At 52.4% G+C, this 24,134-nt stretch carries 25 protein-coding genes, 1 other RNA gene, 1 pseudogene and 2 other annotated features; of the genes and pseudogenes, 19 read left to right on the top strand and 8 right to left on the bottom strand.

Annotation, left to right across the window (positions count from 1 at the left end; translation table 11 throughout):
- The first annotated feature begins 455 nt into the window (after positions 1–455).
- The 6 genes from FD34_RS05310 to rplA all read left to right on the top strand — a co-directional run bounded on the left by FD34_RS05310 (position 456) and on the right by rplA (position 3,519).
- Positions 456–1,049, top strand: a complete 594-nt coding sequence (locus FD34_RS05310) for an RNA polymerase sigma factor (RefSeq protein ID WP_057807491.1) — start codon at positions 456–458, stop codon at positions 1,047–1,049.
- A gap of 123 nt (positions 1,050–1,172) precedes the next feature.
- Complete coding sequence (gene rpmG / locus FD34_RS08455) at positions 1,173–1,322, top strand: 50S ribosomal protein L33 (RefSeq protein WP_083479884.1); 150 nt, start codon at positions 1,173–1,175, stop codon at positions 1,320–1,322.
- 12 nt (positions 1,323–1,334) lie between these two features.
- A complete protein-coding gene (gene secE / locus FD34_RS05305; protein WP_057807490.1) occupies positions 1,335–1,511 on the top strand; it encodes a preprotein translocase subunit SecE in 177 nt (58 codons plus the stop codon).
- Positions 1,512–1,627: 116 nt separating this feature from the next.
- On the top strand, positions 1,628–2,176 hold the full coding sequence (gene nusG, locus FD34_RS05300) for a transcription termination/antitermination protein NusG (protein WP_057807488.1): 549 nt from the start codon (positions 1,628–1,630) through the stop codon (positions 2,174–2,176).
- A 131-nt stretch (positions 2,177–2,307) separates the two neighbouring features.
- A complete protein-coding gene (gene rplK / locus FD34_RS05295) occupies positions 2,308–2,733 on the top strand; it encodes a 50S ribosomal protein L11 (RefSeq protein ID WP_057807486.1) in 426 nt (141 codons plus the stop codon).
- Between the two features lie 93 nt (positions 2,734–2,826).
- Positions 2,827–3,519: a 50S ribosomal protein L1 gene (gene rplA / locus FD34_RS05290; protein WP_057807484.1), complete on the top strand. Its 693-nt coding sequence runs from the start codon at positions 2,827–2,829 to the stop codon at positions 3,517–3,519.
- Between the two features lie 129 nt (positions 3,520–3,648).
- On the opposite strand, the gene FD34_RS05285 is transcribed toward rplA, so the two are convergent.
- Entirely contained in the window at positions 3,649–4,440 is a 792-nt protein-coding gene (locus tag FD34_RS05285) for a 2-keto-4-pentenoate hydratase (RefSeq protein WP_057807482.1), read from the bottom strand.
- 186 nt (positions 4,441–4,626) lie between these two features.
- Positions 4,627–4,853: a binding site (T-box leader), on the bottom strand.
- 97 nt (positions 4,854–4,950) lie between these two features.
- Here FD34_RS05285 and pepI point away from each other — a divergent pair.
- From pepI to rplL, 4 genes are all read left to right on the top strand, one after another.
- Positions 4,951–5,838: a proline iminopeptidase gene (pepI, locus tag FD34_RS05280; RefSeq protein ID WP_057807479.1), complete on the top strand. Its 888-nt coding sequence runs from the start codon at positions 4,951–4,953 to the stop codon at positions 5,836–5,838.
- A 99-nt stretch (positions 5,839–5,937) separates the two neighbouring features.
- Positions 5,938–7,134 carry an aminotransferase-like domain-containing protein gene (locus tag FD34_RS05275; RefSeq protein ID WP_057807477.1) on the top strand — a complete coding sequence of 399 codons (1,197 nt, stop codon included), beginning with the start codon at positions 5,938–5,940 and terminating at the stop codon, positions 7,132–7,134.
- A 294-nt stretch (positions 7,135–7,428) separates the two neighbouring features.
- Positions 7,429–7,547, top strand: a sequence feature (ribosomal protein L10 leader region).
- 32 nt (positions 7,548–7,579) lie between these two features.
- On the top strand, positions 7,580–8,080 hold the full coding sequence (gene rplJ, locus FD34_RS05270) for a 50S ribosomal protein L10 (RefSeq protein WP_057807475.1): 501 nt from the start codon (positions 7,580–7,582) through the stop codon (positions 8,078–8,080).
- Positions 8,081–8,142: 62 nt separating this feature from the next.
- The gene (gene rplL / locus FD34_RS05265; RefSeq protein ID WP_057807473.1) at positions 8,143–8,508 is read left to right on the top strand and encodes a 50S ribosomal protein L7/L12; all 366 of its coding nucleotides are present in this window, start codon (positions 8,143–8,145) and stop codon (positions 8,506–8,508) included.
- A 115-nt stretch (positions 8,509–8,623) separates the two neighbouring features.
- Here the strand turns inward: rplL and adhP are convergent, their stop codons facing one another.
- Positions 8,624–9,649: an alcohol dehydrogenase AdhP gene (gene adhP, locus FD34_RS05260; RefSeq protein WP_057807471.1), complete on the bottom strand. Its 1,026-nt coding sequence runs from the start codon at positions 9,647–9,649 to the stop codon at positions 8,624–8,626.
- 200 nt (positions 9,650–9,849) lie between these two features.
- Positions 9,850–10,044, bottom strand: a complete 195-nt coding sequence (locus FD34_RS05255; protein ID WP_152936714.1) for a hypothetical protein — start codon at positions 10,042–10,044, stop codon at positions 9,850–9,852.
- Positions 10,045–10,123: 79 nt separating this feature from the next.
- On the opposite strand from FD34_RS05255, the gene FD34_RS05250 reads away from it, so the two are divergent.
- The 4 genes from FD34_RS05250 (at position 10,124) to FD34_RS05235 (ending at position 13,056) form a co-directional block, all read left to right on the top strand.
- On the top strand, positions 10,124–11,161 hold the full coding sequence (locus FD34_RS05250; protein ID WP_057807467.1) for a DUF5692 family protein: 1,038 nt from the start codon (positions 10,124–10,126) through the stop codon (positions 11,159–11,161).
- Positions 11,162–11,367: 206 nt separating this feature from the next.
- Entirely contained in the window at positions 11,368–11,694 is a 327-nt protein-coding gene (locus FD34_RS05245) for a PadR family transcriptional regulator (RefSeq protein ID WP_057807465.1), read from the top strand.
- Positions 11,691–12,320 carry a DUF1700 domain-containing protein gene (locus FD34_RS05240; protein ID WP_057807463.1) on the top strand — a complete coding sequence of 210 codons (630 nt, stop codon included), beginning with the start codon at positions 11,691–11,693 and terminating at the stop codon, positions 12,318–12,320. Before FD34_RS05245 ends, FD34_RS05240 begins: the two co-directional genes overlap by 4 nt.
- Positions 12,304–13,056, top strand: a complete 753-nt coding sequence (locus FD34_RS05235; protein ID WP_083479882.1) for a DUF4097 family beta strand repeat-containing protein — start codon at positions 12,304–12,306, stop codon at positions 13,054–13,056. The genes FD34_RS05240 and FD34_RS05235 overlap by 17 nt, the downstream gene beginning before the upstream one ends.
- 46 nt (positions 13,057–13,102) lie before the next feature.
- Here FD34_RS05235 and mscL read toward each other — a convergent pair whose 3' ends face one another.
- The 5 genes and pseudogenes from mscL to nrdH form a co-directional block, all read right to left on the bottom strand.
- Positions 13,103–13,531: a large-conductance mechanosensitive channel protein MscL gene (gene mscL / locus FD34_RS05230; protein WP_057807459.1), complete on the bottom strand. Its 429-nt coding sequence runs from the start codon at positions 13,529–13,531 to the stop codon at positions 13,103–13,105.
- A gap of 178 nt (positions 13,532–13,709) precedes the next feature.
- The gene (gene adhE / locus FD34_RS05225; protein WP_057807457.1) at positions 13,710–16,340 is read right to left on the bottom strand and encodes a bifunctional acetaldehyde-CoA/alcohol dehydrogenase; all 2,631 of its coding nucleotides are present in this window, start codon (positions 16,338–16,340) and stop codon (positions 13,710–13,712) included.
- Positions 16,341–16,634: 294 nt separating this feature from the next.
- Positions 16,635–17,658: pseudogene (gene nrdF, locus FD34_RS05220) on the bottom strand (class 1b ribonucleoside-diphosphate reductase subunit beta).
- Positions 17,659–17,732: 74 nt separating this feature from the next.
- Positions 17,733–19,904: a class 1b ribonucleoside-diphosphate reductase subunit alpha gene (nrdE, locus tag FD34_RS05215; RefSeq protein WP_057807455.1), complete on the bottom strand. Its 2,172-nt coding sequence runs from the start codon at positions 19,902–19,904 to the stop codon at positions 17,733–17,735.
- Positions 19,905–20,005: 101 nt separating this feature from the next.
- Positions 20,006–20,227 (bottom strand): glutaredoxin-like protein NrdH, encoded by a 222-nt coding sequence (gene nrdH, locus FD34_RS05210; protein WP_057807453.1) that lies wholly within the window; start codon positions 20,225–20,227, stop codon positions 20,006–20,008.
- A 237-nt stretch (positions 20,228–20,464) separates the two neighbouring features.
- Between nrdH and tadA the strand changes: the two genes are divergently transcribed.
- The 5 genes from tadA (at position 20,465) to recR (ending at position 24,132) form a co-directional block, all read left to right on the top strand.
- Positions 20,465–20,965, top strand: a complete 501-nt coding sequence (tadA, locus tag FD34_RS05205) for a tRNA adenosine(34) deaminase TadA (protein ID WP_057807451.1) — start codon at positions 20,465–20,467, stop codon at positions 20,963–20,965.
- Positions 20,966–21,000: 35 nt separating this feature from the next.
- An RNA gene (ffs, locus tag FD34_RS08450) (signal recognition particle sRNA small type) lies at positions 21,001–21,098 on the top strand.
- Between the two features lie 199 nt (positions 21,099–21,297).
- On the top strand, positions 21,298–23,199 hold the full coding sequence (dnaX, locus tag FD34_RS05200; protein ID WP_057807449.1) for a DNA polymerase III subunit gamma/tau: 1,902 nt from the start codon (positions 21,298–21,300) through the stop codon (positions 23,197–23,199).
- 21 nt (positions 23,200–23,220) lie between these two features.
- Positions 23,221–23,529: a YbaB/EbfC family nucleoid-associated protein gene (locus tag FD34_RS05195; RefSeq protein ID WP_057807447.1), complete on the top strand. Its 309-nt coding sequence runs from the start codon at positions 23,221–23,223 to the stop codon at positions 23,527–23,529.
- Positions 23,530–24,132, top strand: coding sequence for a recombination mediator RecR (recR, locus tag FD34_RS05190; RefSeq protein ID WP_275453075.1), 603 nt, complete (start codon positions 23,530–23,532; stop codon positions 24,130–24,132). It abuts the gene before it with no gap.
- Positions 24,133–24,134: the final 2 nt, after the last annotated feature.

Genomic DNA, 24,134 nt, shown 5'->3' with positions numbered 1-24,134 from the left:
TAGCGTCTAGCGCAGCGTAGCAAGTCTATTTGACTACGAACGAAGGCCGACGCCTCCAGCGTCAGCCTCCGCTCTAGACTAGCCGTACAGGGCACCGAGAAGCTTATTTCCCAGGTTGTTTGACAGTTTTCACTTATCGTTTCTTTACAAGACAAGTTTAATTTCTAAAAGAAAGCGCTATAATTTTTAATTTTACTAATATTTGTCTACTTAAAATGGGATATTAACGTTCGATTAGGCGTTCCGTCAAACTAGTAAATACCTGTTACCATTTGCGGTGCTCTGTTAGATTAGAAACAGACACGGGGGTTTTACGAAAATGATGCTATTTTTTGAAAGCGCTTTTCGGCGTCCGCCTGGGGAAGGTAAATACCAGGCTGGACGGAAACTAGGCGTGCTATAAGCACTAGTTGAAATCGTAACGAGTCAAGTAAACGAGGAAGGAGCATGCAAGCATGCACTGCACTCACAATAATAGGTACTTTTTAAATGATGATGATGAACTGAGGCTGCTGACTGCGGCCCGCGCAGGCAAGGGTCGGGAGTTCCAGGCGCTATTCAACCAGTATTGGCCACTGGTTCGCCGCCTTTGGCAGGAGTACTACGTCACGGATCTGGAACTAGAAGACTGGCGCCAGGAGGCCGAGCTTGTAATGATGCGCGCCCTGGACCGGTATCAAGGAGGATCACTCACCAGGTTTGCGGGCTTTTACAAGCAAAGCCTGATCAATCGTTTGTTAGACTTGTACCGGGCACGCCAGGCCTACAAGCGGATTCCTGCTAGTCAGCTTTCTTCATTGGGAGAAGAGGATGTTGACCGGCTGGTGGATGGTCACCACAACCGTCCGGAAGACATTATCTACTGCCAGTTCTGCCTGGAGGCTTTCATGCAACGGTGCTCACCGTTTGAACGGCAGGTAATCAGCCGCCTGCACCAGGGAGCCAGTATCACGGAGTTAAAGGGGCAGCTTGGTTGCGACGAGCGTAAGATCCGCAGTGCCCTGACCCGGGGCCGGCGTAAACTGGTCGCCGAGCTGCGACAAAAATAATATTTATGATGAAACGGCCGGGCGAGCGGACAATCGCTATCCGGCCGTTTTATTGGTATTGACAATCCAGTTGATTTAAACGCGAATTTCGTGCTAACCTATTCAATGAATGGAGGCGGTCGTATGTCCCAACGAAAAGTAGCCTTGGAATGTACCAAGTGCGGTGCGCGTAACTACACGGTCACCGCAAATCCGCAGCGACAATCAAGATTAGAGCTACGTAAATTCTGTAAGCATTGCGGTGAGTACACGCTCCACCGTGAGAGCAAGTAGGTGGAGGCAAGGATGCACTTAATTCGATTTATCAAGAGTGTTAACCATGAGATGAAGCTGGTTGTTTGGCCAACCGCAAAGGAGAACCGGCGCGACACGACAATTGTCATTTCACTGACGTTGTTCTTCGTCCTCTTCTTTGCCCTGTTCGACTGGTTGATTCAATTATTAATGAAACTGTTTGTCTAAGATATGGTCAAACGGTGGGTTGTCTGTTATACTGAATTTGGTGAACTTCGTGACGAGCGAGGTTTTTTATTTTGGCAAAAACTTTGAAAAGCATTAATCTTTAAGGAGGATTTATCGTGGAATCGCATGAAAAACGTTGGTACGTCTTGCATACTTACTCCGGTTACGAAAACCGGGTGAAGAGCAACCTGGAATCACGGGCGCAGTCAATGGGAATGCAGGACTACATCTTCCGGGTCGTCGTTGCAAACGAGACGGTACGGCAGGTGAAGGATGGCCAGGCCAAGGAGGGTGTTGAAAATACCTTCCCGGGCTACGTTCTGGTTGAGATGATCATGACCGACCAAGCGTGGTACATCGCTCGGAATACGCCAGGCGTTACCGGCTTCCTGGGTTCTCACGGTGGGGGTTCCAAGCCAACCCCGCTGCTTCCTGAAGAAGTGGAACGGATCATGAAGCGGATGGGTGCCGTGATCACTGTCAGCGACCTGGACGTCAAGGAAGGTGACACGGTCAAGGTCATTGCCGGACCGTTCGCCGACCTGACGGGGAAGGTTACCGCGGTCGATCACGAAAAGCAGAAGCTCAAGGTCAACGTGGAGATGTTTGGCCGGGAAACCTCTGCTGAACTGGGTTTTGACCAGGTTGACACCACGGTCGACTGATCGTCGAAAACAAACTTGAAATTATAGGATAACTGTGGTATGTTTCTATGGTATGCTATTCGACATACTGTGGGAGAGGTAAATTTTCTGCCTCATCATGACCACAACACGGACTAAGGAGGTTTTGTCTCGTGGCAAAGAAAGTAGCTAACGTTGTCAAGTTGCAAATTCCTGCCGGTGCGGCTACCCCAGCTCCACCAGTAGGTCCAGCACTTGGGCAAGCAGGTATTAACATCATGGGCTTCACTAAGGAATTCAACGCACGGACTGCAGACCAAAAGGGTATGCTGATCCCAGTTGTAATTACCGTTTACGAGGACCGTTCATTTGACTTCATTACTAAGACGCCACCTGCTGCTGTCTTACTGAAGAAGGCCGCTGGTGTTGAACACGGTTCCGGTGAACCTAACACGAACAAGGTTGCTTCTGTAACCAAGGACCAAGTTAAGCAAATCGCCGAAACTAAGATGCAAGATCTAAACGCAGCTGACGTAGAAGCAGCTATGCGCATGATTGAAGGTACTGCACGCAGCATGGGCTTCACTGTTGAAGACTAGTTGTTAAGCAGTCCGGACGCATTATCAAAGTAATGCGTCTCCGTGGGAGGTATTAACTCCGCTAGACCACATTTGCAAGGAGGAAAACACAAGATGGCTAAGAATCGTGGTAAGAAGTACCAAGACGCGCTTAAAAAGGTTGACAGCAAGAAGGAATACGCTGTTAACGACGCGGTTCAATTAGTAAAAGATATTGACTTTGCTAACTTCGACTCAACCGTTGAAGTTGCATTTAACTTAAACGTTGACACTAAGCAAGCTGATCAGCAATTACGTGGTGCCGTTGTTTTGCCAAACGGTACTGGTAAGGACCAAACCGTGATCGTATTTGCTGACGGTGAAAACGCCAAGGCTGCTCAAGACGCCGGTGCTGACTTTGTTGGTTCCGACGACTTGGTAGAAAAGATCCAAGACGGCTGGCTCGACTTTGATGTTGCCATCGCAACACCAAACATGATGCCTAAGGTAGGTCGCCTGGGTCGGATCCTTGGTCCTAAGGGCTTAATGCCAAACCCAAAGACTGGTACGGTTACGATGGACGTTGCTAAGGCTGTTTCTGACGCCAAGGCCGGCCAAGTTACCTACCGGACTGACCGTGATGGTAACGTTGCTGTACCATTCGGTAAGGTTTCCTTCGACACCGACAAGCTGGTTGAAAACCTGAAGACGTTGGAAGACATCGTCACTAAGGCTCGTCCTGCTTCAGTACGGGGAACTTACATCAAGCACGCTTCAATCGCCTCAACCTTTGGCCCAAGCGTTACGCTTGATCTGACTTCATTCTAATTTAAGACATGAGGAAAAAAAGCCGCGAGTTTTTGCTCGTGGCTTTTTTGTACTGAAAAAGGCAGCGCGGCCGGGGTGCGTGGCCTTGCTGCTTTTAAGGGATGATGGTACTCATTAATGGCAAAATAACTACTGGACGGTTAACTCAACGTTGCCCAGCCCATGGCCGAAGCGGACCAACCAGTGGCCCTGGACCAGTTTTGGCGGCAAGACGAAGGTCCCTGATGAAACCAGTTGCCCTTGCCGGAAGACCTTTCCCTGGCTGGCCAGCTTCTTAACCAGCCATTGCAGGGAATACAGCGGGTTGTCGAGGACCTCTCTTGAGACGCCTTCATCCAGCTTACGGTCGCCGAGGAAGAGCTGGGCGTTGACCGTCGCGAGCTCGTCAACGTTCTTGAAGAGGGAAGCGGTCGGGTGCTCCTGGCCGTAGACGACCAGTCCACCAACGGCACAATCGGCCATCACGTTGTACTTGCTGAGGTCCGGGAACCAGTCGGCAAAGCGGGAGTCAGGGACCTCCAGCGCCCCGGCGACCGTGGTCTTATGCATTAGGTCGTCAAGACGATCGTCGGGACGGAGGTCTTCCGTGGCCCGGAAGGCGAGTTCAACCTCCACCAGCGGTTCCATCTGGTCGGCTAGTTTGACGGTGGCTGGTGACGGCAGGAAGTGGCTGTCGACCTGCTGACCATAGAGCGGGGAGTCAGCGTCAAACATCTGCTGGGTCTGTTTGCTGGTCAGGGAGACCTTGTAGCCGCCGACTGGGACCCCCTTGAGTTTCATCACCTGGTCCTGGACGGCATAGGCGGTGTTGTCATCGGTGACGGTGTCATCCCAGTCCGCCTCATGGAGGGGGTTACCCGAGGTGTAAGCGTCGAATAATGCTTGGGCAAATTTCGTTTGTTGTTCGTTTAAGGCAGTCATAATCAATTCCTCCGTTCGTATTTGACCATGACCCCATCCCCAATCGTTTACCCACACGGATGAGGATCATGATAATTATTCGTTTGGCAGTTGTTCAGAATGTTGATGTCGCTAATGTCGCTTTCGTTCATGTCCCTCACCTCCTTTAGGGAAACAAAAAACGCCCTTCAAGCATCGCTGTGACGCTTAAAGGACGAATAGCTCGTGGTACCACCTTTTCTTCATGGAAAATCCATCTCAACCAGACATGATAATCTGTGGTCCGGGTAATGGTGGACGAGGCCAGGGGAACCTACTATCTTCAGCCCCCAGCTTTCAGGTGATGTTCGGTTCGGCGACGTCGCTTGATTCACACCAACCACCAAGTCTCTGTGACCGGTCGTCTAACCTACTGTCCTGAGCATTGCTGTTTCTGTCTTAAATTGTTCTCATCATACTCACTGAATTTTAATCTGTCAACCCCCGTTTGATAAAAATGTTAAAATTGGTGGGAACGAGGAGGAGAATAAAATGAACGTAACCGAGCTTAACATTCCCTTTGGTCACTTCCACACCTATTGTCGGATCGCCGGGGCGCCCAGTGACCGCCCACCGCTGTTGCTCCTGCATGGTGGCCCGGGTTCGACCCATAACTACTTTGAACTATTGGATGGACTGGCGAAACGGGCCGGTCGCCAGCTGATTATGTATGACCAGCTGGGCTGCGGTCGGTCGTCGATTCCCGATGACCAGCCCGAACTTTACACGGCAGGGACCTGGGTGGCCGAGTTGGTGAACCTGCGTCGCTATTTGGGGCTCGACCAGGTCTACCTGCTGGGGCAGTCTTGGGGTGGAATGCTGGCAATCATCTATCTCTGCGATTACCAGCCCCAGGGGGTCGAGGGCGTGATCCTCTCCAGCACCCTGTCATCGGCCCGGTTGTGGGCCAGTGAACTTCACCGCCTGATCAAATTCATGCCGGAAGAAGAACAGGCGGCCATTCGCCAGGCTGAACAGACGGGGGACTTCACTAGTCCGGTTTACCAGCGGGCTAATGCGGCCTTCATGACCCTGCACGCGGCCACCCCGGCGACACCCCAGTCGCCGGAGCCGCTGCGCCGGGTCAAGCGGGGTGGTGAGGTGGCCTACCTGACTGCTTGGGGACCCAACGAGTATAACCCATTGGGCAACCTCAAGGACTACGAGTACACTGCCAAGCTTGACCAAATTAAGATTCCGGCGCTGGTGATCGACGGGACCAACGACCTTTGCACGCCCCTGGTAGCCAAGACGATGTTTGACCACCTGCCTTGGGCCCGTTGGCAGCTCTTCCAGGGGGCCCGGCACATGGTCTTTGCCGAGCAGACTGCCGCTTACGAACGGACGGTGGTCGATTGGCTGATGGCGATTGAAAATTGAGATTACCCCTTAACAAGTTCGGGTGGGTGGTGTATACTGCTTACCAACGTTGATTGTTAAAAATCAATGAGAAAGATTAATTTTTAAGGAGTGACGACAATGACACAATTTAAGTTCTCAAAGCGTGTTCCGGCAGATGGAACGGATGCGGTGGGCGCAATTCTCAAGGCAGCGGCTGATCCGCAAATTATTTCATTTGCTGGGGGATTGCCGGCACCCGAATTATTCCCAGTCAAAGAAATGAAGGCTGCGGTGGACAAGATCTTCGCCACCCACGGCCAGGAAGCCATGCAGTATGGCGCGGCCAAGGGGGTTACCGCCCTGCGTGAGTTGATCCAGCATCATGTTAAGGAAAAGGAAAACGTCGATGCCGAGCTTGATAACGTCCTGGTCACCACCGGTTCGGAACAGGTCCTCGACCTGGTCGGCAAGGCCTTTGTTAACCCCGGCGACACCGTCCTGGTTGAACAGCCAACCTACCTGTGCGCCCTCGATGTGTTCAAGACCTACGGGGCTAACTTTGCTGGTGTGGAGATGGACGAACAGGGGATGAAGATGGATGCCTTAGAGGAAGCCCTGAAATCCCATCCAAACACCAAGCTGGTCTATACGGTGCCGAATTTCCAGAATCCGACCGGCCGGACGATGGCCCTCGACCGCCGTCAGAAGTTGGCTGAGCTGGCGGCCAAGTACGACGTCTACGTCTTGGAGGACAACCCCTACGGTGAGATCCGCTTCGCTGGTCAGCACGTGCCGGCGGTGAAGTCTTTTGACAAGACCGGCCATGTCTTTTACATGAGTACCTTCTCCAAGACCCTGGCCCCTGGCTTCCGGCTGGGCTGGTTGGTTGCCGATGCTGACGTGGTCAACAAGCTGACCGTGCTGAAACAATCGGCTGACCTCCATACCGATAACCTGGTTCAGTATGCGGTGGCCCAGTTCTTTGCGGACAACGATGTCAACGCCCATGTTCGTGAGATCAGTGACCTCTACGGCAAGCGTAAACAGCTGATGGCCGACGGGATCAAGCAGTATTTCCCGGCCGGGGTTAAGTACACCGATCCCGAGGGCGGGATGTTCCTCTGGATCGAAGTACCCGGGGTGGCCGACACCGTCGAACTCTTCAAGGAATGTCTGAAGCATAATGTGGCCTTCGTGCCCGGCGACCCGTTCTTTGCGGGGAAACCACAGCCGGGGGCCTTCCGCCTGAACTACTCCAACGCCCCGGAGGACAAGATCAAGGCCGGCATGAAGCAGCTTGGCGAAGCCCTTCAAGACGCCGTTGCCGGTAAGTAGTGATTATTCTCAGTTTCTCAAATTAATATCTTAAGTGTGTTTCCTAAGCCCCAGGCGCGATCGTGACGTGCCCGGGGCTTTTCGTGTGCATTCGGCTGGCGAAGAGATGGGTATTGGGGAAAAGTATTTTATAATTAGGTGCTGATTGACCATCATATAATAAGAAACTCCTCTAGAGGGAGTGATAATTGTGGCAATCCTCAAGCAACTCCGCCAAGATAGTTCGCCTCCAGGAAGGCGAAAAATAGAAAAATCCCTTTACAGGATTGGTGAAGCATGTTAAACTAACTAAGTTGATTAAATATGACTCTGCCTAAGACTCAGGTGGCGTAAGCCTTAATCCATTGCCTGCCGAGGAAGAAATGTAAGTTCCTTCTCTATGTCTGCGGTCATAGGGATTTTTTTATAAAATCCGATCAAAATACATTGCAGGAGGTGAAAATTCATGAGTGAAGCAGTTATTGCTAAGAAGGCTGAAATCGTTAAGGACACCCAAGTCCTGCTTAACGATGCACAATCAGCCATTGTTGTTGACTACCGTGGTTTGACGGTTGCCGAAGTTACCGACTTGCGTAAGCAACTCCGTGACGCCGGTGTTAAGATGTCAGTTATCAAGAACAAGATTCTTGAACGGGCCGTTGAAGGTACTGACTACGAAGACCTGAAGAGCACCTTTGTTGGTCCTACTGCTGTGGCTTTCTCAAACGAAGACCCAATCGCACCAGCAAAGATCTTGAAGAAGTTCGCTGATGACCACGACGCTCTTGAAATCAAGGGTGGCTTCATCGAAAAGAGCGTTAAGACTCTCGATGAAATCAACGAATACGCTACTATGCCAAGTCGCGAAGACCTGTTGTCAATGCTTGCATCTGCACTGCAAGATCCAATGCGGAAGATTGCCCGTGCAGTCAAGGCCGTTGCCGACAAGGAAGACGAAGCCGCATAATTGCCGTATTAAGATTAAATATCAAATTAAAATCAATTACCTAAATATTGGAGGAAATAAACATGGCTTTTGATAAGGATGCTATCATTGCTTCATTAAAGGAAGCATCAATCTCTGACCTTAACGACCTTGTTAAGGCAATCGAAGACGAATTCGACGTTTCTGCTGCTGCTCCAGTTGCTGTTGCCGGTGCTGCCGGTGGCGACGCTGCTGCTAAGGACAGCTTCACTGTTGAATTGACTGAAGCTGGTGTTGCTAAGGTTAAGGTTATCAAGGCTGTTAAGGACATCACTGGTGTCGGCCTGAAGGATGCTAAGGACCTGGTTGACGGTGCTCCTTCAGCAATCAAGGAAGACGTTAAGGAAGACGAAGCCAACGAAATCAAGGAAAAGCTTGAAGCCGCTGGTGCTACTGTTACCCTTAAGTAGTCCTACATTCATTAATACAGGAAGAAGCCGCTGGTTAGCGGCTTTTTTCTTTTTAAACGACAAAGCAGGCTTGAGACACATTTGCATCCCAAGCCTGCTTTGCTATCCATTTGCTTTAATTTGCACCGTGAGTGAAGTTGACGACCATCCGACCGATGATCTTACCTTCTTTCATCTCGTCAACAATATCATTGATCTCACTGAGCTTCCGGGTGTGGACGATTGGGTCGATCCCCCCGTCAGGCGTGAGCTGGAAGGCCTCGGCCAGGTCCTGCCGGGTACCAACCAGGGAACCGACGATCTCAATCCCGTCGAGGACGGTCTTGGATATCGGTACGTCAATGTTACCCTTTGGTAGGGAGACGGCAACCACCTTGCCACCAGCCTTGACGGAGGCTAAGGCCTGGTCGTAGCAAATTGGGGCGGTGGCCGTTACCACGGCCGCCTGGACGCCACCAACCTTGTCCTGGATCTCCTTGGCTGGATCGGTTTTGGCGGAGTTAATGACGATGTCGGCGCCGTTTTCCTTGGCGGATTGCAGCTTTTCGTCGTTGATGTCAACGGCGATAACATGGGCCTTGAAGACGTTCTTAGCCCACTGAACGTCGAGATTTCCTAGGCCACCGGCCCCATAGATGGCGATCCACTGGCCAGGACGAATCTCGCTGGTCTTAATGGCCTTGTAGGTGGTGACCCCGGCACAGGTTACAGACGTTGCCTTGATGGGGTCGAGCTTTTCAGGAACCTTGACCGCGTAGTTGGCCTCGACGATGCAGTATTCGGCCATTGCCCCGTTGACGTTGTAACCGGCGTTCTTGACGTGGCGGCAAAGCGATTCATTACCGCTGACGCAGTATTTACAGTGGCCACAGCCAGAGAAGAACCAGGCGATAGAAACCCGGTCACCAACCTTGACGCTGGTAACTCCGGGTGCCACCTTGACAACCCGGCCGATGCCCTCGTGACCGGTGATCCGGCCAGGAACCTTACCAAAGTCGCCAGCCGCGACGTGGAGGTCAGTGTGGCAGAGGCCACAGTATTCCATCTTGACCAGGGCTTCACCCGCCTTGAGGTCACGTAGTTGGACGTCCTTAACGTCAAAGTATCCATCACAATTATCACGTACTACAGCAGCTTTCATTGTAAGACATCTCCTCTTCTTGAGATGATTAAAATGTTTGAATTTATTGAAAGGTCGAAACATAAATCAATCACCTTATAGCTTAACTGTAGAACTGATATTGTGAAAATACAAGCGATTTCTTAGACAAAATAAACTTTTTAGTAAAATAAAACTCCCAAGGTCAAAACCTTGGGGAGTAGATTGGGAAAAGTTACTACTTAGCTAGCGGCATAGTGCATGTGGTTAGCATTCGACATGCTCTTGTAGCCAAAGTAGACCTGAATAGCAGCGACGGCGATGTTGACCCAGTTCATGGTGATGAACCAGCCGTCAATTCCGCTGACGTCGTGGGTAACACCGTAGTATACCCAGAATCCAATCACAATCGCCCAGAAATAAACGTTGTTTGTCAAAAATACACTATTGTACAATAAGGGCGTGATAGAAAGCGTTTTCCTAATCATTCAACAACACGATGGGGAGGTAATGAAAATGCTATTCCAGGTTTACGGTGACCAAGCGACTTGGCAGTTTCTCGGCTGGTTTCTCGTCTTCATTAGCTTGATTGTCGCCAACGAGATTGCCCGGCGGAGCAGACTTGGGGGATTGCTCTTCTTCGTCATCCTGCCGGTCTGTTTGACCATCTACTTCATCACGATCTATGTCTGCGCGGCCCATGGTCAGTCATGGGCGTTGCACAACCAGACCTACGTTCACATGAACAGCTGGTTTCACTATGCTAAGCTTTACGCGGCCACTTTCGGCTGTATTGGTTTCATGATCCTAAAGTACCACCGGGGACGCCTCGGCAAGGCCTACTGGTTCAAGATGTTCCCGTTTGTTATTGTTGCAATTAATATTTTTATCGCCGTCGGGAGCGACTTTGAATCGGCTATTCAGGGGATGCGCGCCCTCCAGACCACCGGTAGTCAGTGGTGGCTGTCATCCGAGGGTGTCTGGCTCTATGGTGGTTGGTGGAACGTCCTCAACGGCCTAGCCGGTATCCTCAACGCCTTCTGTATGACCGGCTGGTTCGGCATCTATTCGTCCAAGAACGAGGATGACATGCTGTGGCCGGATATGACCTGGCTATTTATTTTAGCTTACGATGTCTGGAACTTCGAGTACACCTACGCCAACCTACCGACCCACACCTGGTACTGTGGAGTGGCTCTCCTGCTGGCGCCAACCTTTGCCGCGGCCTTCTGGAACAAGGGTGGCTGGATCCAAAATCGGGCCTTCACCCTGGCTATTTGGTGCATGTTTGCCCAGGTGGTACCAGAGTTCCAAGGTACCGGGAAGTTTGCGGTCCTACCTGTCCTATACAAGGATGGGGTGATGAACCCGGCCGTTCACCCCGGGGCCGCCGATCCGCACATGATGGGGATGATTGCGGTCCTCTCGCTAGCGATCAACGTGGTTGTCTTCGCTATCATCTGGAAGCGGGCCAAGAAGATGCACATCAACCCGTACCTGCATCCGGTATTTGTCGGGACCAAGGATTACGAGGAAGCGATGGCTCGTCGTTAATTCGGTTAGTATAAGTGGCTTACGACGCGATAGCCTATTAGGTTTCCCGTAACTGCATTGTAATATTCGGAAAACTAATCGTGGCTGGTGAGAAAATAAGGTTTTCTCACTAGCCACTTTTTTGTGTTAAAAAGGTATTGCTAATAAAAACTTGCCTGTATATAATACTATACAAGATATAATATAAGATGAAGGAGGAGGTTCTGATGAAGATTCAGATTACGGCGGACCTCCTGGACGGGATTGTGCTAGCCATCTTAGAGCGTAATGACTACTACGGCTATGCACTGACCCAGCGTGTCCAGGAGGTCATCACGATCTCAGAATCGACGATGTACCCGGTGCTGCGGCGACTGAAGAAGGACGGTTACGTGACCACTTACGACCAGCCCTACCAGGGACGAAATCGTCGCTACTACCAGATTACGGCCGATGGGAAGAGCCACCTGGCCCGGGTTCGGCAACTCTGGAACGACTACAAGAACACTCTTGATCAGATATTTAACCCAGATGGGGGAGGGGATGCAAAATGAACGCGCGGGAACGATACATTGCGGACCTGGCCAGCCACCTCAGTCCGTTGACGGATGTGGAGCGCCAGGATGCGCTGGAGTTTTATGACGAGTTTATTGCTGACGGCGACCTGACCAGCCGCCAGGCAATCGAGGGGAAGCTGGGGACGCCCCGGCAGTTGAGTCGGCAGATCCTGGCCGACTACTCAATCAGGGCTAATGACCAGTCAGCTCAGGATGGCCGCCCGGCTAGCACCCATTCTAGCTGGCAAGTCTTCTGGTGGGTATTAATTGCCATCATCACCTCACCGCTGACCTTTGGGGTTGGCTTGGCGGTGGTGATCCTGATCGCAATGGCTGCCTGTCTCTTCGGCCTAGCAGTGGGGGCGGTCGCCGTGGTTGGCTCGTTAGCCGTGGCGGCAGGGGCGACCCTCTATGTCGGGATCAGTATGCTTTTCACGGCTCCGATGACCGGTCTTTACTACGGTGGGATTGGTTTGGCGGCAATCGGTGGCTTCATGGTCTGCCTGCCGCTGCTCTACTGGTTAGTCCGCCTGCTGGCTCAGGCGGTTGCTAACTTTGCTAAGTTTATCTACCGGAAGATTCAGACACGAGGGAAGGGGACTAATCATGAAACGAATGTTTAAGATTGGCTGGCTGGTCCTAATGGTTGGGCTGGTCGCCCTACTGGTTGGCTACCTCAACCATGGTGACCGCAACATTGAGTTCAGCGGGGGCCGCCCTCAACTGCAGCACCAGGGCAGTTGGCAGTTAACCAGCAAACACTTTGACCGGTTGGACCTGGATGTATCAAGCGCCGATGTCACAATCAGACATGGGGCCAAGTTTGGCGTCAGTTATCAGGGAACCCGGTGCAACCGCCCCCGGGTAACGATCAAGGATGGGACCCTGACGGTTAACCAAACGGCGGTCGGTCACTTCTTCTTTAGCGTGCACGGGGTCAACGATCACCTAATCATTACCGTACCCCAAGACGTCACAATTAACGGCGGGACCGTCAAGCTGTGGAGTGGGAACCTTGTCGTTGACGGGGTTAACCTGACCAATACCAAATTGGCCGTCGTCAGTGGCGATGCTGACCTCAATCGGCTGATGGTCAGTGGTGGACAGGCTCAACTTAACTCCGGCGACTTCACGGCCCGCGAACTGCGGATTGAGGGCCATTACCGGGTCAAAAACAGCTCTGGAGATAACGAGGTCCATGTGGCCGCAGTCGATGGCTACCGTCTGCAGACGTCTAGCGGGGACAACACCGTCAATGGTCACGACTATAATGACCAGGACGCGGTTGAAGAGAACATGACGGCCGCCAACACCCTAGAGCTGGTGACCCAGTCCGGGGATAATGAATACGACAATTAGATGAGAAAAGCAGGTGTGCCAATCCAGAGAGCACACCTGCTTTTGCCTACTCAGATTTTGTTGTTGACGTCGCCTGGCTTTTAACGGCCACTGGGGAAGGCTGATCCTGTTGCTGTTTCAGGGTCTCAGCAATCTCCTTGAGGTATTGAACTTCAGCACTCGGCTTAGCCTCTTTTGGTTCTTCCTTCTTGGTACGGAAGCGGTTGACTCCCTTGACCAGGAGGAAGACGACGAAGGAGATGATCAGGAAGTTGATCACCGCGTTTAGGAAGGAACCGACCTTGAATTGGGCGGCGCCAATGGTGAAAACGATGTTGGACAGGTCGATCTTGCCGACGAAGAGCCCGATCAGTGGATTGATCAGGTAGGCGACCAGGTCCTTGACGATGGTCGTGAAGGCCGAACCGACGATGATCCCGACGGCCATGTCCATCACGTTGCCGCGGGCAATAAATTCTTTGAATTCTTTAAGCATGTTACGCTCCTCCTTTAGTTAGTATTTGATACTATCATTTTACCAGATCGCCCAACCCCTGCCAAGCCCGGTGTGGCGGGGAATAACGGCCTTGAAAAATTTTTAAATAATCGACGCGAAAGGGACCACCCGGCGGTTGCCAGGTGGTCCCTGATTAGCTAATCAAATTTAATTGAAGTTATTTAACATCTTCCACACCGGTACCGTCGTAGCAACGCTCCAGGAGTTCCTTTAGTTGGCTAACCAGCGGTTCAACCGGGTTGGTGGTCGTGCATTGGTCCTCGTAGGCCAGGACAGCGAGTTGGTCAACAACCTTGTCGAATTGTTCACGGGTAACGCCGTTGTCCTTAAGGCTCAGCTTGACACCACATTCGTGAGCCACTTCGATGTACTTCTTGGCGTAGGCCTCCGCCAATTCTTCGTCCGTGTTACCCTGCAGATCGATGAACCGGGCTAGGTCGGCGTAGTCCTTAGTTGCGTGGTAAGTCTCGTAGTGTGGCCAGAGGGCAAGCTTCTGTGGCCGTTGGGCGTTGAAACGGATGACCTGTGGCATAGCAATGGCGATCAGCAGACCGTGAGGCAGACCGAAGGCACCACCCATCTTGTGGGCCAGGGAGTGGGTAATTCCCAGGAAGGCCTGACCAAATGCCATTCCGGCCATCGTGGAGAAGTCGTGCATCTTCCGCCGGGCGAGCTTATCGCCGCGGACTGACTTCGGCAGGTATTCCATGGCCCCCTTGATGGTTTGCAGTGACCAACCACGGGTGTAGTCACTTGCCATCACGGAAACGTAGGATTCAGTAGCGTGGCAGAGAACGTCCAAACCCGTGTAGGCCGTGGTCTTGGCCGGAACCGTCTCAACGAATTGGGAGTCGACGATCGCAATGTTTGGCGTCAGGGCGTAGTCGGCCAGTGGGTACTTGACGTGGGTCTTGGAGTCGGTGATAACCGCGAATGGGGTCACCTCAGAACCGGTCCCGGAGGTGGTTGGGATGGCAATCATCTGGGACTTAACCGGCTTCTTGATCTGGTAAGCACGCTTCCGGATATCGAGGTACTTCTGCATTACGCCGTACCAGGAAGTTTCGGGGTGCTCGTAGAACATCCACATTGCCTTGGCGGCGTCCATCGGTGAACCACCACCGAGGGCGATGATCGTGTCCGGCTTGAAGTCGTTCATCATTGCGACACCCTTCTCAACGGTGTTCGTGGATGGGTCTTCCTCAACGTCATCAAAGACGAGGTAGGCCGTCCGGTTTTGCCGGAGCCGTAGTTGGTCGATCACCCGTTGAACGTAACCCCGCTTGCTCATCCCCGGGCCGGTAACGATAAAGGCCCGCTCAACGTTTGGGATATCCCGCAATTCTTTTAATGAGTTCCGTTGAAAGTATACTTTTGGGGGGATCTTGACCCATTGACGGTTCTCACGCCGCTTAGCGATGACCTTGATGTTCAAGAGGTCCCAGTCAGTAACATTGTGGGAAACCGAGTTACCACCGTAGGAACCAGTTCCCAGGGTCAGGGAAGGCGTCATGTTGTTGTAGATGTTACCAATACCACCGATCCCGGATGGTGAGTTGACAATGATCCGGGAGGCCCGCATCTCCAGGCCGTACTTGGTGGCCAGGTCCTCGTCTAAGGTGTGGATAGCAGCCGTGTGTCCCTCACCACCGTAGTGCAGGAGTTGACGACAGATATCAAAGGCGTTCTCACGGGAGCTGGCCCGGTACATGGTCAGCACTGGGGACAGCTTCTCGGCGGACAGCGGGTACTTGTCACCGACCCCGTCGTATTCGGCGATCAGGACCTTGGTGTTGGCTGGTACGTTCTTCAAACCACACATCTCGGCGATGGCGTTGGCGGAACGACCCGCGATGGGGCCCCGAACCTGGTGACGTTCGGGGTCAATGAAGCCGTCAGTGAAGGTCTTGATCTCGTTTGGCTTAATGAAGTAGCAGTTCCACTTCTTGAATTCTTCCTTAACCTGATCGTAGATCTCATCATCAACCACAACGGAGTTTTCGGAGGCACAGATCATCCCGTTATCGAAGGTTTTGGAGAGGACGATGTCGTAGATGGAACGGGCGATGTTAGCTGACTTTTCGATGTAGGCTGGACCGTTACCAGGACCAACCCCCAGGGCTGGGTTACCGGAACTGTAGGCAGCCTTGACCATGGCCGGACCACCAGTTGCCAGGATGGTGGCGGTGTTCGGGTTCGTAATCAGTGCGTTTGTGGCTTCCAGGCTACATTGTGGAATCCATTGGATCATGTTCTTTGGGGCACCGGCCTTTTCGGCGGCTTCCTGCAGGATCTTGGCGGTCTTGATGGAGGACTGCAGGGCCTGTGGGTGGAAGGAGAAGATGATCGTATTCCGCGTCTTAGCGGAGATGATGGACTTGAAGATCGTGGTGGAGGTTGGGTTGGTAACCGGTACGATTCCGGCGATCACACCCAGCGGGTCCGCGATGGTGATGGTTTGGTCTTCATCGTTGTCTTCAATGATCCCGACCGTCTTGTCGTGACGGATGTTGTTCCAGATGTATTCACTGGCGTAGATATTCTTGATCGCCTTATCTTCGGCAACCCCCCGGCCAGTTTCCTTGGCGGCGTCAACGGCCAGGTCCATGTGATGTTCTTCGGCAGCCAGGGCCATCGCCTGACAGATCTTGTCAACTTGCTCTTGTGAATAGTATCGTAATTTCTCAAAAGCATCCAGACTCTTTTGCATCAGGTCATCGACCATTGCCTGAGCCTGTTGTTGCTTGCTTTCCTTTGATTCAATGGTTTGCTTCTTTTGATTAGCCATAACAAATTGCTCCTTTAACCTTTAATAAGTTTGTTACGCTTTGAACATGGTTAATAATAATATACGCTCAAACGGAAATCAAGCACTTTGTGACACTGTGAACAATGGTTATTCGGCTGAATTCGCTTACAATATTATTCTGTCAAGGAGCACCATACTAGGAAAAATATTGGTATATTTTTTACTGCATCGGGGTGCATAAAATTTGCTTCATTCATTGATTGAAAGAAGATTCACATTGGCGAACAAAAGAAGCCCTGCCGACCAGTAGTCTGGTGAGCAGGGCTAAGTAAATTATTCACGTGAGTTCTTGTCTTTACCGGCGTTAGGGTCCTTGATGTTGTAGTCATCGTCACTCATCGCCTCAACCTCACCGAGCCGGTAACCATTACCGACTTGGCTGAAGAAGTCGTGGTTGGAGGTGGAGGTGGAGATTCCGTTCATGACGACGGGGTTGACGTCAGCCGCGGTGTCGGGGAAGAGTGGTTCCTGCCCGAGGTTCATCAAGGCCTTGTTGGCATTGTAGCGGATGAAGGTCAAAACGTCGCTCGTCCAGCCAACCTGGTCATAAAGAATCTTGGTGTACTCTTCCTCATTGCTGTAAAGATTATAGAGGAAGTTGTACATCCAAGTCCTTCATGTCCTGCTGCTGCTTCTCGGTCCGGTCGTGCATGCCAACCTGGAACTTGTAGCCGATGTAGGTACCGTGGACGGATTCGTCCCGGAGGATCAGCTTGATAATCTCGGCCACGTTGTTCAGCTTATTGTGACCCAGGTAGTAGAGCGGTGTGTAGAAGCCGGAGTAGAAGAGGAAGGTCTCCAAAAAGACGTTGGCAACCTTCTTCTTGAGGGGGTCCTCTTCGGGATCAAGGTACATGTTGGCAATCTTGGTGGCCTTGTTTTGGAGGTACTCCTCGGAATCGGACCAGTTGAAGATCTCGTCGATCTCGTCGGGAGTATTCAGGGTTGAGAAGATAGTGGAATAACTCTTGGCGTGGACCGATTCCATAAACTGGATATTGTTCAGGACGGCAGTTTCATGCTGGGTCTTGACGTCCTGCTTGAGGGCGGTCAGACCGGCCTCAGATTGCACGGTATCCAGGAGGGTCAATCCCCCGAAGACATGACCAACTGTCCAGCGGTGGTCGTCATCTAGTTCCCGCCAGTCATCAAGGTCATTAGAAACCGGTATCCGGGTATCTAGCCAGAACTGTTCGGTCAGCTTCTCCCAGGTCGCCTTATCGATCATGTCGGAAACCTCGTTCCAGTTGATCGCCTTATATTTTTTCAGTGGCTTAAATTCTTCTTCAAGCTTCATTGCGCGACTCCTTTATCATAATTAAACAAATATCGTATTAGCGTTTTTAAGTTTAGCAGGTGGCCAGCAGCAAATCAAATAACACAGCTCTCACACTGGTTGGCCCCGATTTCGTCGTTATCATCGGTGAATGTCCGGATGTAGTAGAGCGACTTGATCCCCTTCTTGTAGGCATAGTGGCGCAGAAGGTTAAGGTCCCGGGTGGTCATCTTGTTGGTCCGACCAGCCTTCCAGTCGTAGAGTCCGGCCGGGATGGTGGATCGCATGAAGAGGGTCAAAGACATCGACTGGTCGACGTGTTGTTGGGCAGCCGCGTAGGTGTCGATGACCTTACGCATGTCAGTATCGTAGGCGGACTTGTAGTATGGCATCGTGTCGTTAGATAGGTATGGGGCCGGGTAGTAGATCTTACCGATCATCTTCTCCTGGCGTTCCTCGATCCGGTTGACGATTGGGGTCAGGCTGGCGGTCGAGTCATTGATGTAGGCAGTCGAACCGTTTGGTGCTACGGCCAGGCGGTAGGCGTTATAGAGACCATCCTTCTTGACGCGGTCACGGAGCGCCTTCCAGTCATTCGGACCGGGGATGAAGATGCCCTTGAAGAGCTCCTTGACGACGTCGGACTGGGGCCGCCAGTCCTGGCTGACGTATTTATCAAAGTAGGAACCGTCGGCGTAGGCACTCTTGTCAAAGTCGTGGAAGGATTCGCACCGTTCCTTGGCGATCTCGTTAGAGGTAACCAGGGACCAGTAGTTCAGCAACATGAAGTAGATGCCGGTGAACTCAATGGCGACCGGACTGCCGTACTGGATATGGTTTTTAGCCAGGTAGCCGTGTAAGCCCATCGCCCCCAAACCAATGGCGTGGGTGAGGGCATTACCATGCTTGATGGTCGGGACGGTGTCAATCTGTTCGACATCACTGATCCGGGTCAATCCCCGGACCATTGCCCGGATGGACCGGCCAAAGTCGTGGCTTTCCATCATGTTAGCAATGTTGGTCGAGCCGAGGTTACAGGAGATGTCCTGGCCCAGCTCGGTGTAGGTCTGATCATCATTGACCCGGGATGGTACCTGGACCTGGGCAATCTCTGAACAAAGGTTGCTCATGACAATCTTGCCGGCAATCGGGTTGGCCCGGTTGACGGTGTCAATGTTGATGATGTAGGGATAACCGGATTCTTGCTGGAGCTTGCTGATCTCGTCCTCAAGATCGCGGGCGTTGAGCTTCTTCTTGTGGATCTCGTCGTTGGCAACCATGTTGTCGTATTCCTTGCTGATGTCAACGTAGGAGAACGGGACCCCATAGACCCGCTCGACATCGTAGGGACTGAAGAGGTACATGTCTTCGTCGCGCTCGACCAGCTCGTAGAACTTGTCAGGAACGGTAACACCTAAAGAGAGGGTCTTCAAACGAATCTTCTCGTCGGCGTTTTCCTTCTTGGCTCCGAGAAATTCGATGATGTCGGGGTGGAAGACGCTCAGGTAGACCACGCCAGCTCCCTGCCGCTGGCCGAGCTGGTTGGAATAGGAGAAGCTATCTTCGAGGAGCTTCATGACCGGAACGACCCCGCTGGCGGCGCCCTTGATCTTCTTGATCGGGGCACCGGCCTCCCGGAGGTTGGATAGGTTGATGCCGACCCCGCCACCGATCTTGGAGAGCTGGAGGGCGGAGTTGATTGTCCGCCCAATGGTGTTCATGTCATCAGTCGTTTGGATGGCGAAGCAGGAGATAAACTCACCCCGCCGCTTCCGGCCGACATTAAGGAAGGTCGGGGTCGCCGGTTGGTAGCGTTGGTGGATGATCTCATCGGCCAGGTCCATTGCCAGGTCCTCATCCCCGTCCGCCAGGTAGAGGGCGTTCATGGCAACCCGGTCGATGTAGTTCTCTAGGTAGTATTCCTTGTCGTTGGTCCGCAGCGCGTACTGAGCGTAAAACTTGTAGGCGGCCATGAAGGAGTGGAAGTGAAAATCCTGGCTCTTAAGGTAGGCGTACAACTTCTCCAAAAAGCTTAGACTGTACTTGTCCATGAAGCCGCGTTCGATGTAGTCGTGGTCTTCCAACCAGGCGAAGCGTTCCTTTAATGAAGAGAACTGCTTGGTGTTCGGCTTGACATTGTGTTCGATGAAGTCCGCCAGGGCCTCTTTGTCCTTGTCGAGTTGGATCTGTCCGTTGCGGGGGATGTTAACCTCGTTATTGAGGTCGAAGTAGCGGACCTTAGTCAGGTCAATATCAGATAGTGCCATATGCTGATGCTCGCTTTCTAACTTTGAGTTGCAATAAATAAACCAGGGCAAGGGTGAGGGGACTCACTGCGCTGCCCTGGTCTCGGGGTGACGTTCAACCGTTATGCCAGTTGTGAAAGGCGGTCTGGACGGAAGCCAGAAAATGCGTTACCGTTGGGGAGCTTAACAACCGGGGTTGCCATGAACCCTTCAGCCTTCAACTGGTCAACGTATTCGGGTTGCTCGTCGATGTTGTGTTCGATGAAGTCGATCTGGTGTTGCTTTAGAAACTTTTTGGTCATCTTGCACTGAATGCAGTTATCTTTGGAAAAAACCGTTACCATCCTAATCCCTCCTTTGAGTTTGAAATCGTCTGTCGATGTTTTCTAGTATAGCGGGAAATGCGTAAAAATCAATTAAAAAATACCATATATTGTGGTTCAAATTTAGTGAAACACGATATACGGTAATGATGACGGCGATTAACTTTGTGAAACTTTTTAGACTATCACTAGATAAAAATCAGTTAACTATTATACACTGGAAATGAAGAAAAGTGTTTTGATCTACGGAGAAATTTTATGACAGAGGAACAAATACATCAGAAGTATATGCGGGCCGCGATTGCGGAGGCTCACCAAGCCCAGCTCTTGGGGGAGGTACCGATCGGAGCAGTGATTGTCCATGATGGTAAGATCATCGCCTGTGGGCACAACATGCGGGAGAAGTTTCAGGATGTGACCTACCACGCTGAGATGCTGGCGATCATGGAGGCCTGCGCCGCCATGGGAAGCTGGCGCCTGGAGGAGTGCGATCTCTACGTCACCCTTGAGCCCTGCATCATGTGTAGTGGAGCGATTGTCAATGCCCGGATCAAAAATGTCTATTACGGGGCCAAGGACCCCAAGGCCGGGGCGGTGGACAGCCTTTACCACTTATTGAATGATCAGCGGTTGAACCACCAGGTGCATGTTGAGAGCGGCATCCTGGGGACCCAATGTAGTCAGATGCTGAAGGACTTCTTTCGGGCGATCCGGAAAAGAAAGAAGCTCGCCCGGAAAAAACGTCGAGCAAGGGGCTAGCATTTCACGGCGAAGTAGTGTACTATAAATATTGCCGTAAGGCCTTAGAGCAAGGTTGCACTTACGAACCGTGTCAGGTCCGGAAGGAAGCAGCACTAAGTATGAAGCAGCTTGTGCTCTAAGTTTTATTGATAATCAACTCATTGGGTTACGACAAAGCACCATTTTGTCGTAACCCTTTTACTTTATCCAGCTAATGGGGGGACTCAAATTAAGTATGATCACGCGCCCATGTAATTTTCTTCAAATGCTAAACAGATTGATCGCCAATTGAGCGTGAAAGCTTGTATAATATTTATTAGCACTTTGTTATTTAGAAAGGAAGAGTTTGCGTGAGTTATCAGGCTTTATATCGGGTTTGGCGGCCCCAGCGCTTTGATGAGCTGGTCGGCCAGCAGATTGTTACCCAGACCCTCAAGAACGCAATCATCACCAACCAGATTAGTCACGCCTACCTCTTTGCGGGACCGCGGGGAACGGGAAAGACGTCGGCGGCCAAGATTTTTGCCAAGGCGGTCAACTGCCACCATTCTAAGGATGGCGAACCATGCAACCAGTGTGATATCTGTCAGGCAATCACCAAGGGACAGCTCAATGACGTGATCGAGATTGATGCAGCCTCCAACAACGGGGTCGAGGAGATCCGTGATATCCGTGATAAGGCCAAGTACGCGCCCACCCAGGCCGACTACAAGGTCTACATCATTGACGAAGTCCACATGCTCTCGACCGGGGCCTTCAATGCCCTGCTGAAAACCTTGGAGGAGCCACCGGCGAACGTCATCTTTATCCTGGCGACGACCGAACCGCATAAGATCCCGTTGACGATCATCTCCCGGGTGCAGCGCTTCGACTTCCGTCGGATCAGTGCCCAGGATGCCTTCGACCGGATGAAGTACATCCTCGACCAGAAGAAGGTCGACTACGAGGAGAAGGCCCTGTGGGTGATCGCCAACGCTGCCGAGGGAGGAATGCGGGATGCTTTGAGTATCCTGGATCAGGTCCTCTCCTTCAGTGACAACGAGGTTAAACTTGATGACGCCCTCCTGGTGACCGGCAGTGTGACCAAGCAGCTGCTCAAGAAATATTTCCTGGAGTTGGCCCACCACGAGAGTGCCAACGCCCTCGATACCATGAAGGACATCCTGACCGAGGGGAAGGATGGTCAGCGCTTCATCGAGGACCTGATCTCTTTTATTCGGGACGTCCTCCTATACCAGGAGTCCCCGGACCTGATCAGCGTGGCGGCCACCGGACTCAAGGATGAGGACTTCAAGAGCCTCAGTGCGGCGGTATCTGCCACCAGCCTCTACCGGATGATCGATGAACTCAACGACATCCAGGAGGAGATGCGGTTTACCACCCATCCGGATGTCTACCTGGAGGTCCTGACGGTTAAGCTGTGTCAGATCAAGGACCAGCCGACCCCGGCAGATGCACAGGCGGTCCCCCAACAGGATACGACTGCGCAACCGGCCCAGCCGAGTCCGGCGGCTGATGCGACGATTAAGCAGCTTCAACAGGAGGTTCAACAACTTCAGCAGACCGTGCAACAGCTTAAGACCAGTGGCGGGGCAGTAGCTAAGAAGCCGGCCCAGCCGCGCGTCAAACAGCGTAAGGTCCAGGTTAACCTGGGGCAGATTTATCCGGTTCTTGGTGCAGCAACCCGTAAGGACCTGGTCAACATTCAGAACCTGTGGGAGGATATGCTCAACCATCTGACGGTCCCACAGCGTTCTCTTTTGCACGTCTCCAAGCCAGTGGCGGCCAGTGCTACCGGGGTAATCGTTGCCTTTAATTACGCCTTCCTATTCCAAGAGGCCACAACGGATGATAACCTGATTGCGGCGATGGAGGGCGCCTTCCAGCAGCTGATGGGGACCGAATACAAGGTGGTCTTCGTTCCAAAGAATAAGTGGCCGCAGATTCGGCAAAATTATATTAAGGAACACGGCCTCGACCGCCGTAAGCCAGCTACCGGCAAAACAACGGCCAGCGCGGCACCGAAGTCGGCTGCTAGTCAGGCCCCAAGCCAAGCTACGACCGCCGCACCAGCTAGCCAGCCAACGGTCCCGGCGAGCCCGGAACCGCCCCTGCCGGAGGAACCACCGGTTGATGGTGATGATGACGGCCCGGCTGATAATCAGCCAGCTCACTCAGCCGCCAGTCAGGATCCTGTCACCGCGGCAAAGCAGCTTTTTGGCGATGATATTGTTAAAATAGAAGATAACTAAACGTAAAGGATGGATGAAATTATGATGCGTGGAATGAATATGCAACAGATGATGAAGCAGGCTAAGGCAATGCAGAAAAAGATGATGGCCGAACACGAGGAGCTGGCCAAGCAAGAGTTTATCGGCAAGGCACCCGACGATATGGTGACCGCGACCTTCACCGGTGATAACAAGCTGGTCGACCTGAAGATCAAGAAGGAGGCCGTTGATCCCGACGACATTGATATGCTCCAGGACCTGGTGGTGGCTGCCATCAACGACGGGATGACCAAGGTCAATGATGCCACTCAGCAGACCCTCGGTAAGTACACCCGCGGCATGGGGATGTAATTGATGCAGTACCCAGAACCACTTGCCAAGCTGATCGAGAGCTACACCAAGCTACCGGGAATCGGCCAGAAGACAGCCACCCGACTGGCCTTCTACACCCTGGGGATGGAGGAGGATGACGTGACCAATTTTGCCAAGTCCCTCCTGTCGGCTAAACGCGACCTCCACAGCTGCAGCATCTGCGGCAATATCACGGAGGATGACCCCTGTCCGATCTGCCGGGATAAGACCCGGGATCGGTCCAAGATCCTGGTGGTTGAACAGTCTCAAGACATCATGGCCATGGAAAGAATGCATGAGTATCATGGCCTCTACCACGTCCTGCAGGGGGTCATCTCGCCCGTTGCCGGGACCGGTCCCGAGGACATCAACATCACCAGCCTCCTGAAGCGGCTCCAGAAGAGTGATGATGTCAAGGAGGTCATCATTGCTACCAACGCCTCCTCGGACGGGGAGCTGACGGCTGGCTACCTTGCCAAGCTAATCAAGCCGGCGGGGATCAAGGTGACCCGTCTGGCCCATGGCCTGTCGGTCGGTGCCGACATCGACTATGCTGACGAGATGACCCTGTTCAAGGCGGTTCAAGGACGAACGGAGATGTAAGA

This window comes from Limosilactobacillus pontis DSM 8475 (genome assembly GCF_001435345.1).
In the GTDB taxonomy this organism is placed as follows: domain Bacteria; phylum Bacillota; class Bacilli; order Lactobacillales; family Lactobacillaceae; genus Limosilactobacillus; species Limosilactobacillus pontis.
This window is presented reverse-complemented; position numbering and strand designations above follow the sequence as displayed.

Excerpts from the sequence above, each read along its gene's own strand:
- FD34_RS05310 (WP_057807491.1), top strand. The coding sequence starts at position 456 with ATGCACTGCACTCACAATAATAGGTACTTTTTAAATGATGATGATGAA.
- rpmG (WP_083479884.1), top strand. The coding sequence starts at position 1,173 with ATGTCCCAACGAAAAGTAGCCTTGGAATGTACCAAGTGCGGTGCGCGT.
- secE (WP_057807490.1), top strand. The coding sequence starts at position 1,335 with ATGCACTTAATTCGATTTATCAAGAGTGTTAACCATGAGATGAAGCTG.
- rplA (WP_057807484.1), top strand. The coding sequence starts at position 2,827 with ATGGCTAAGAATCGTGGTAAGAAGTACCAAGACGCGCTTAAAAAGGTT.
- FD34_RS05285 (WP_057807482.1), bottom strand. The coding sequence starts at position 4,440 with ATGACTGCCTTAAACGAACAACAAACGAAATTTGCCCAAGCATTATTC.
- pepI (WP_057807479.1), top strand. The coding sequence starts at position 4,951 with ATGAACGTAACCGAGCTTAACATTCCCTTTGGTCACTTCCACACCTAT.
- FD34_RS05275 (WP_057807477.1), top strand. The coding sequence starts at position 5,938 with ATGACACAATTTAAGTTCTCAAAGCGTGTTCCGGCAGATGGAACGGAT.
- rplJ (WP_057807475.1), top strand. The coding sequence starts at position 7,580 with ATGAGTGAAGCAGTTATTGCTAAGAAGGCTGAAATCGTTAAGGACACC.
- rplL (WP_057807473.1), top strand. The coding sequence starts at position 8,143 with ATGGCTTTTGATAAGGATGCTATCATTGCTTCATTAAAGGAAGCATCA.
- adhP (WP_057807471.1), bottom strand. The coding sequence starts at position 9,649 with ATGAAAGCTGCTGTAGTACGTGATAATTGTGATGGATACTTTGACGTT.
- FD34_RS05250 (WP_057807467.1), top strand. The coding sequence starts at position 10,124 with ATGCTATTCCAGGTTTACGGTGACCAAGCGACTTGGCAGTTTCTCGGC.
- FD34_RS05245 (WP_057807465.1), top strand. The coding sequence starts at position 11,368 with ATGAAGATTCAGATTACGGCGGACCTCCTGGACGGGATTGTGCTAGCC.
- FD34_RS05240 (WP_057807463.1), top strand. The coding sequence starts at position 11,691 with ATGAACGCGCGGGAACGATACATTGCGGACCTGGCCAGCCACCTCAGT.
- FD34_RS05235 (WP_083479882.1), top strand. The coding sequence starts at position 12,304 with ATGAAACGAATGTTTAAGATTGGCTGGCTGGTCCTAATGGTTGGGCTG.
- mscL (WP_057807459.1), bottom strand. The coding sequence starts at position 13,531 with ATGCTTAAAGAATTCAAAGAATTTATTGCCCGCGGCAACGTGATGGAC.
- adhE (WP_057807457.1), bottom strand. The coding sequence starts at position 16,340 with ATGGCTAATCAAAAGAAGCAAACCATTGAATCAAAGGAAAGCAAGCAA.
- nrdE (WP_057807455.1), bottom strand. The coding sequence starts at position 19,904 with ATGGCACTATCTGATATTGACCTGACTAAGGTCCGCTACTTCGACCTC.
- nrdH (WP_057807453.1), bottom strand. The coding sequence starts at position 20,227 with ATGGTAACGGTTTTTTCCAAAGATAACTGCATTCAGTGCAAGATGACC.
- tadA (WP_057807451.1), top strand. The coding sequence starts at position 20,465 with ATGACAGAGGAACAAATACATCAGAAGTATATGCGGGCCGCGATTGCG.
- FD34_RS05195 (WP_057807447.1), top strand. The coding sequence starts at position 23,221 with ATGATGCGTGGAATGAATATGCAACAGATGATGAAGCAGGCTAAGGCA.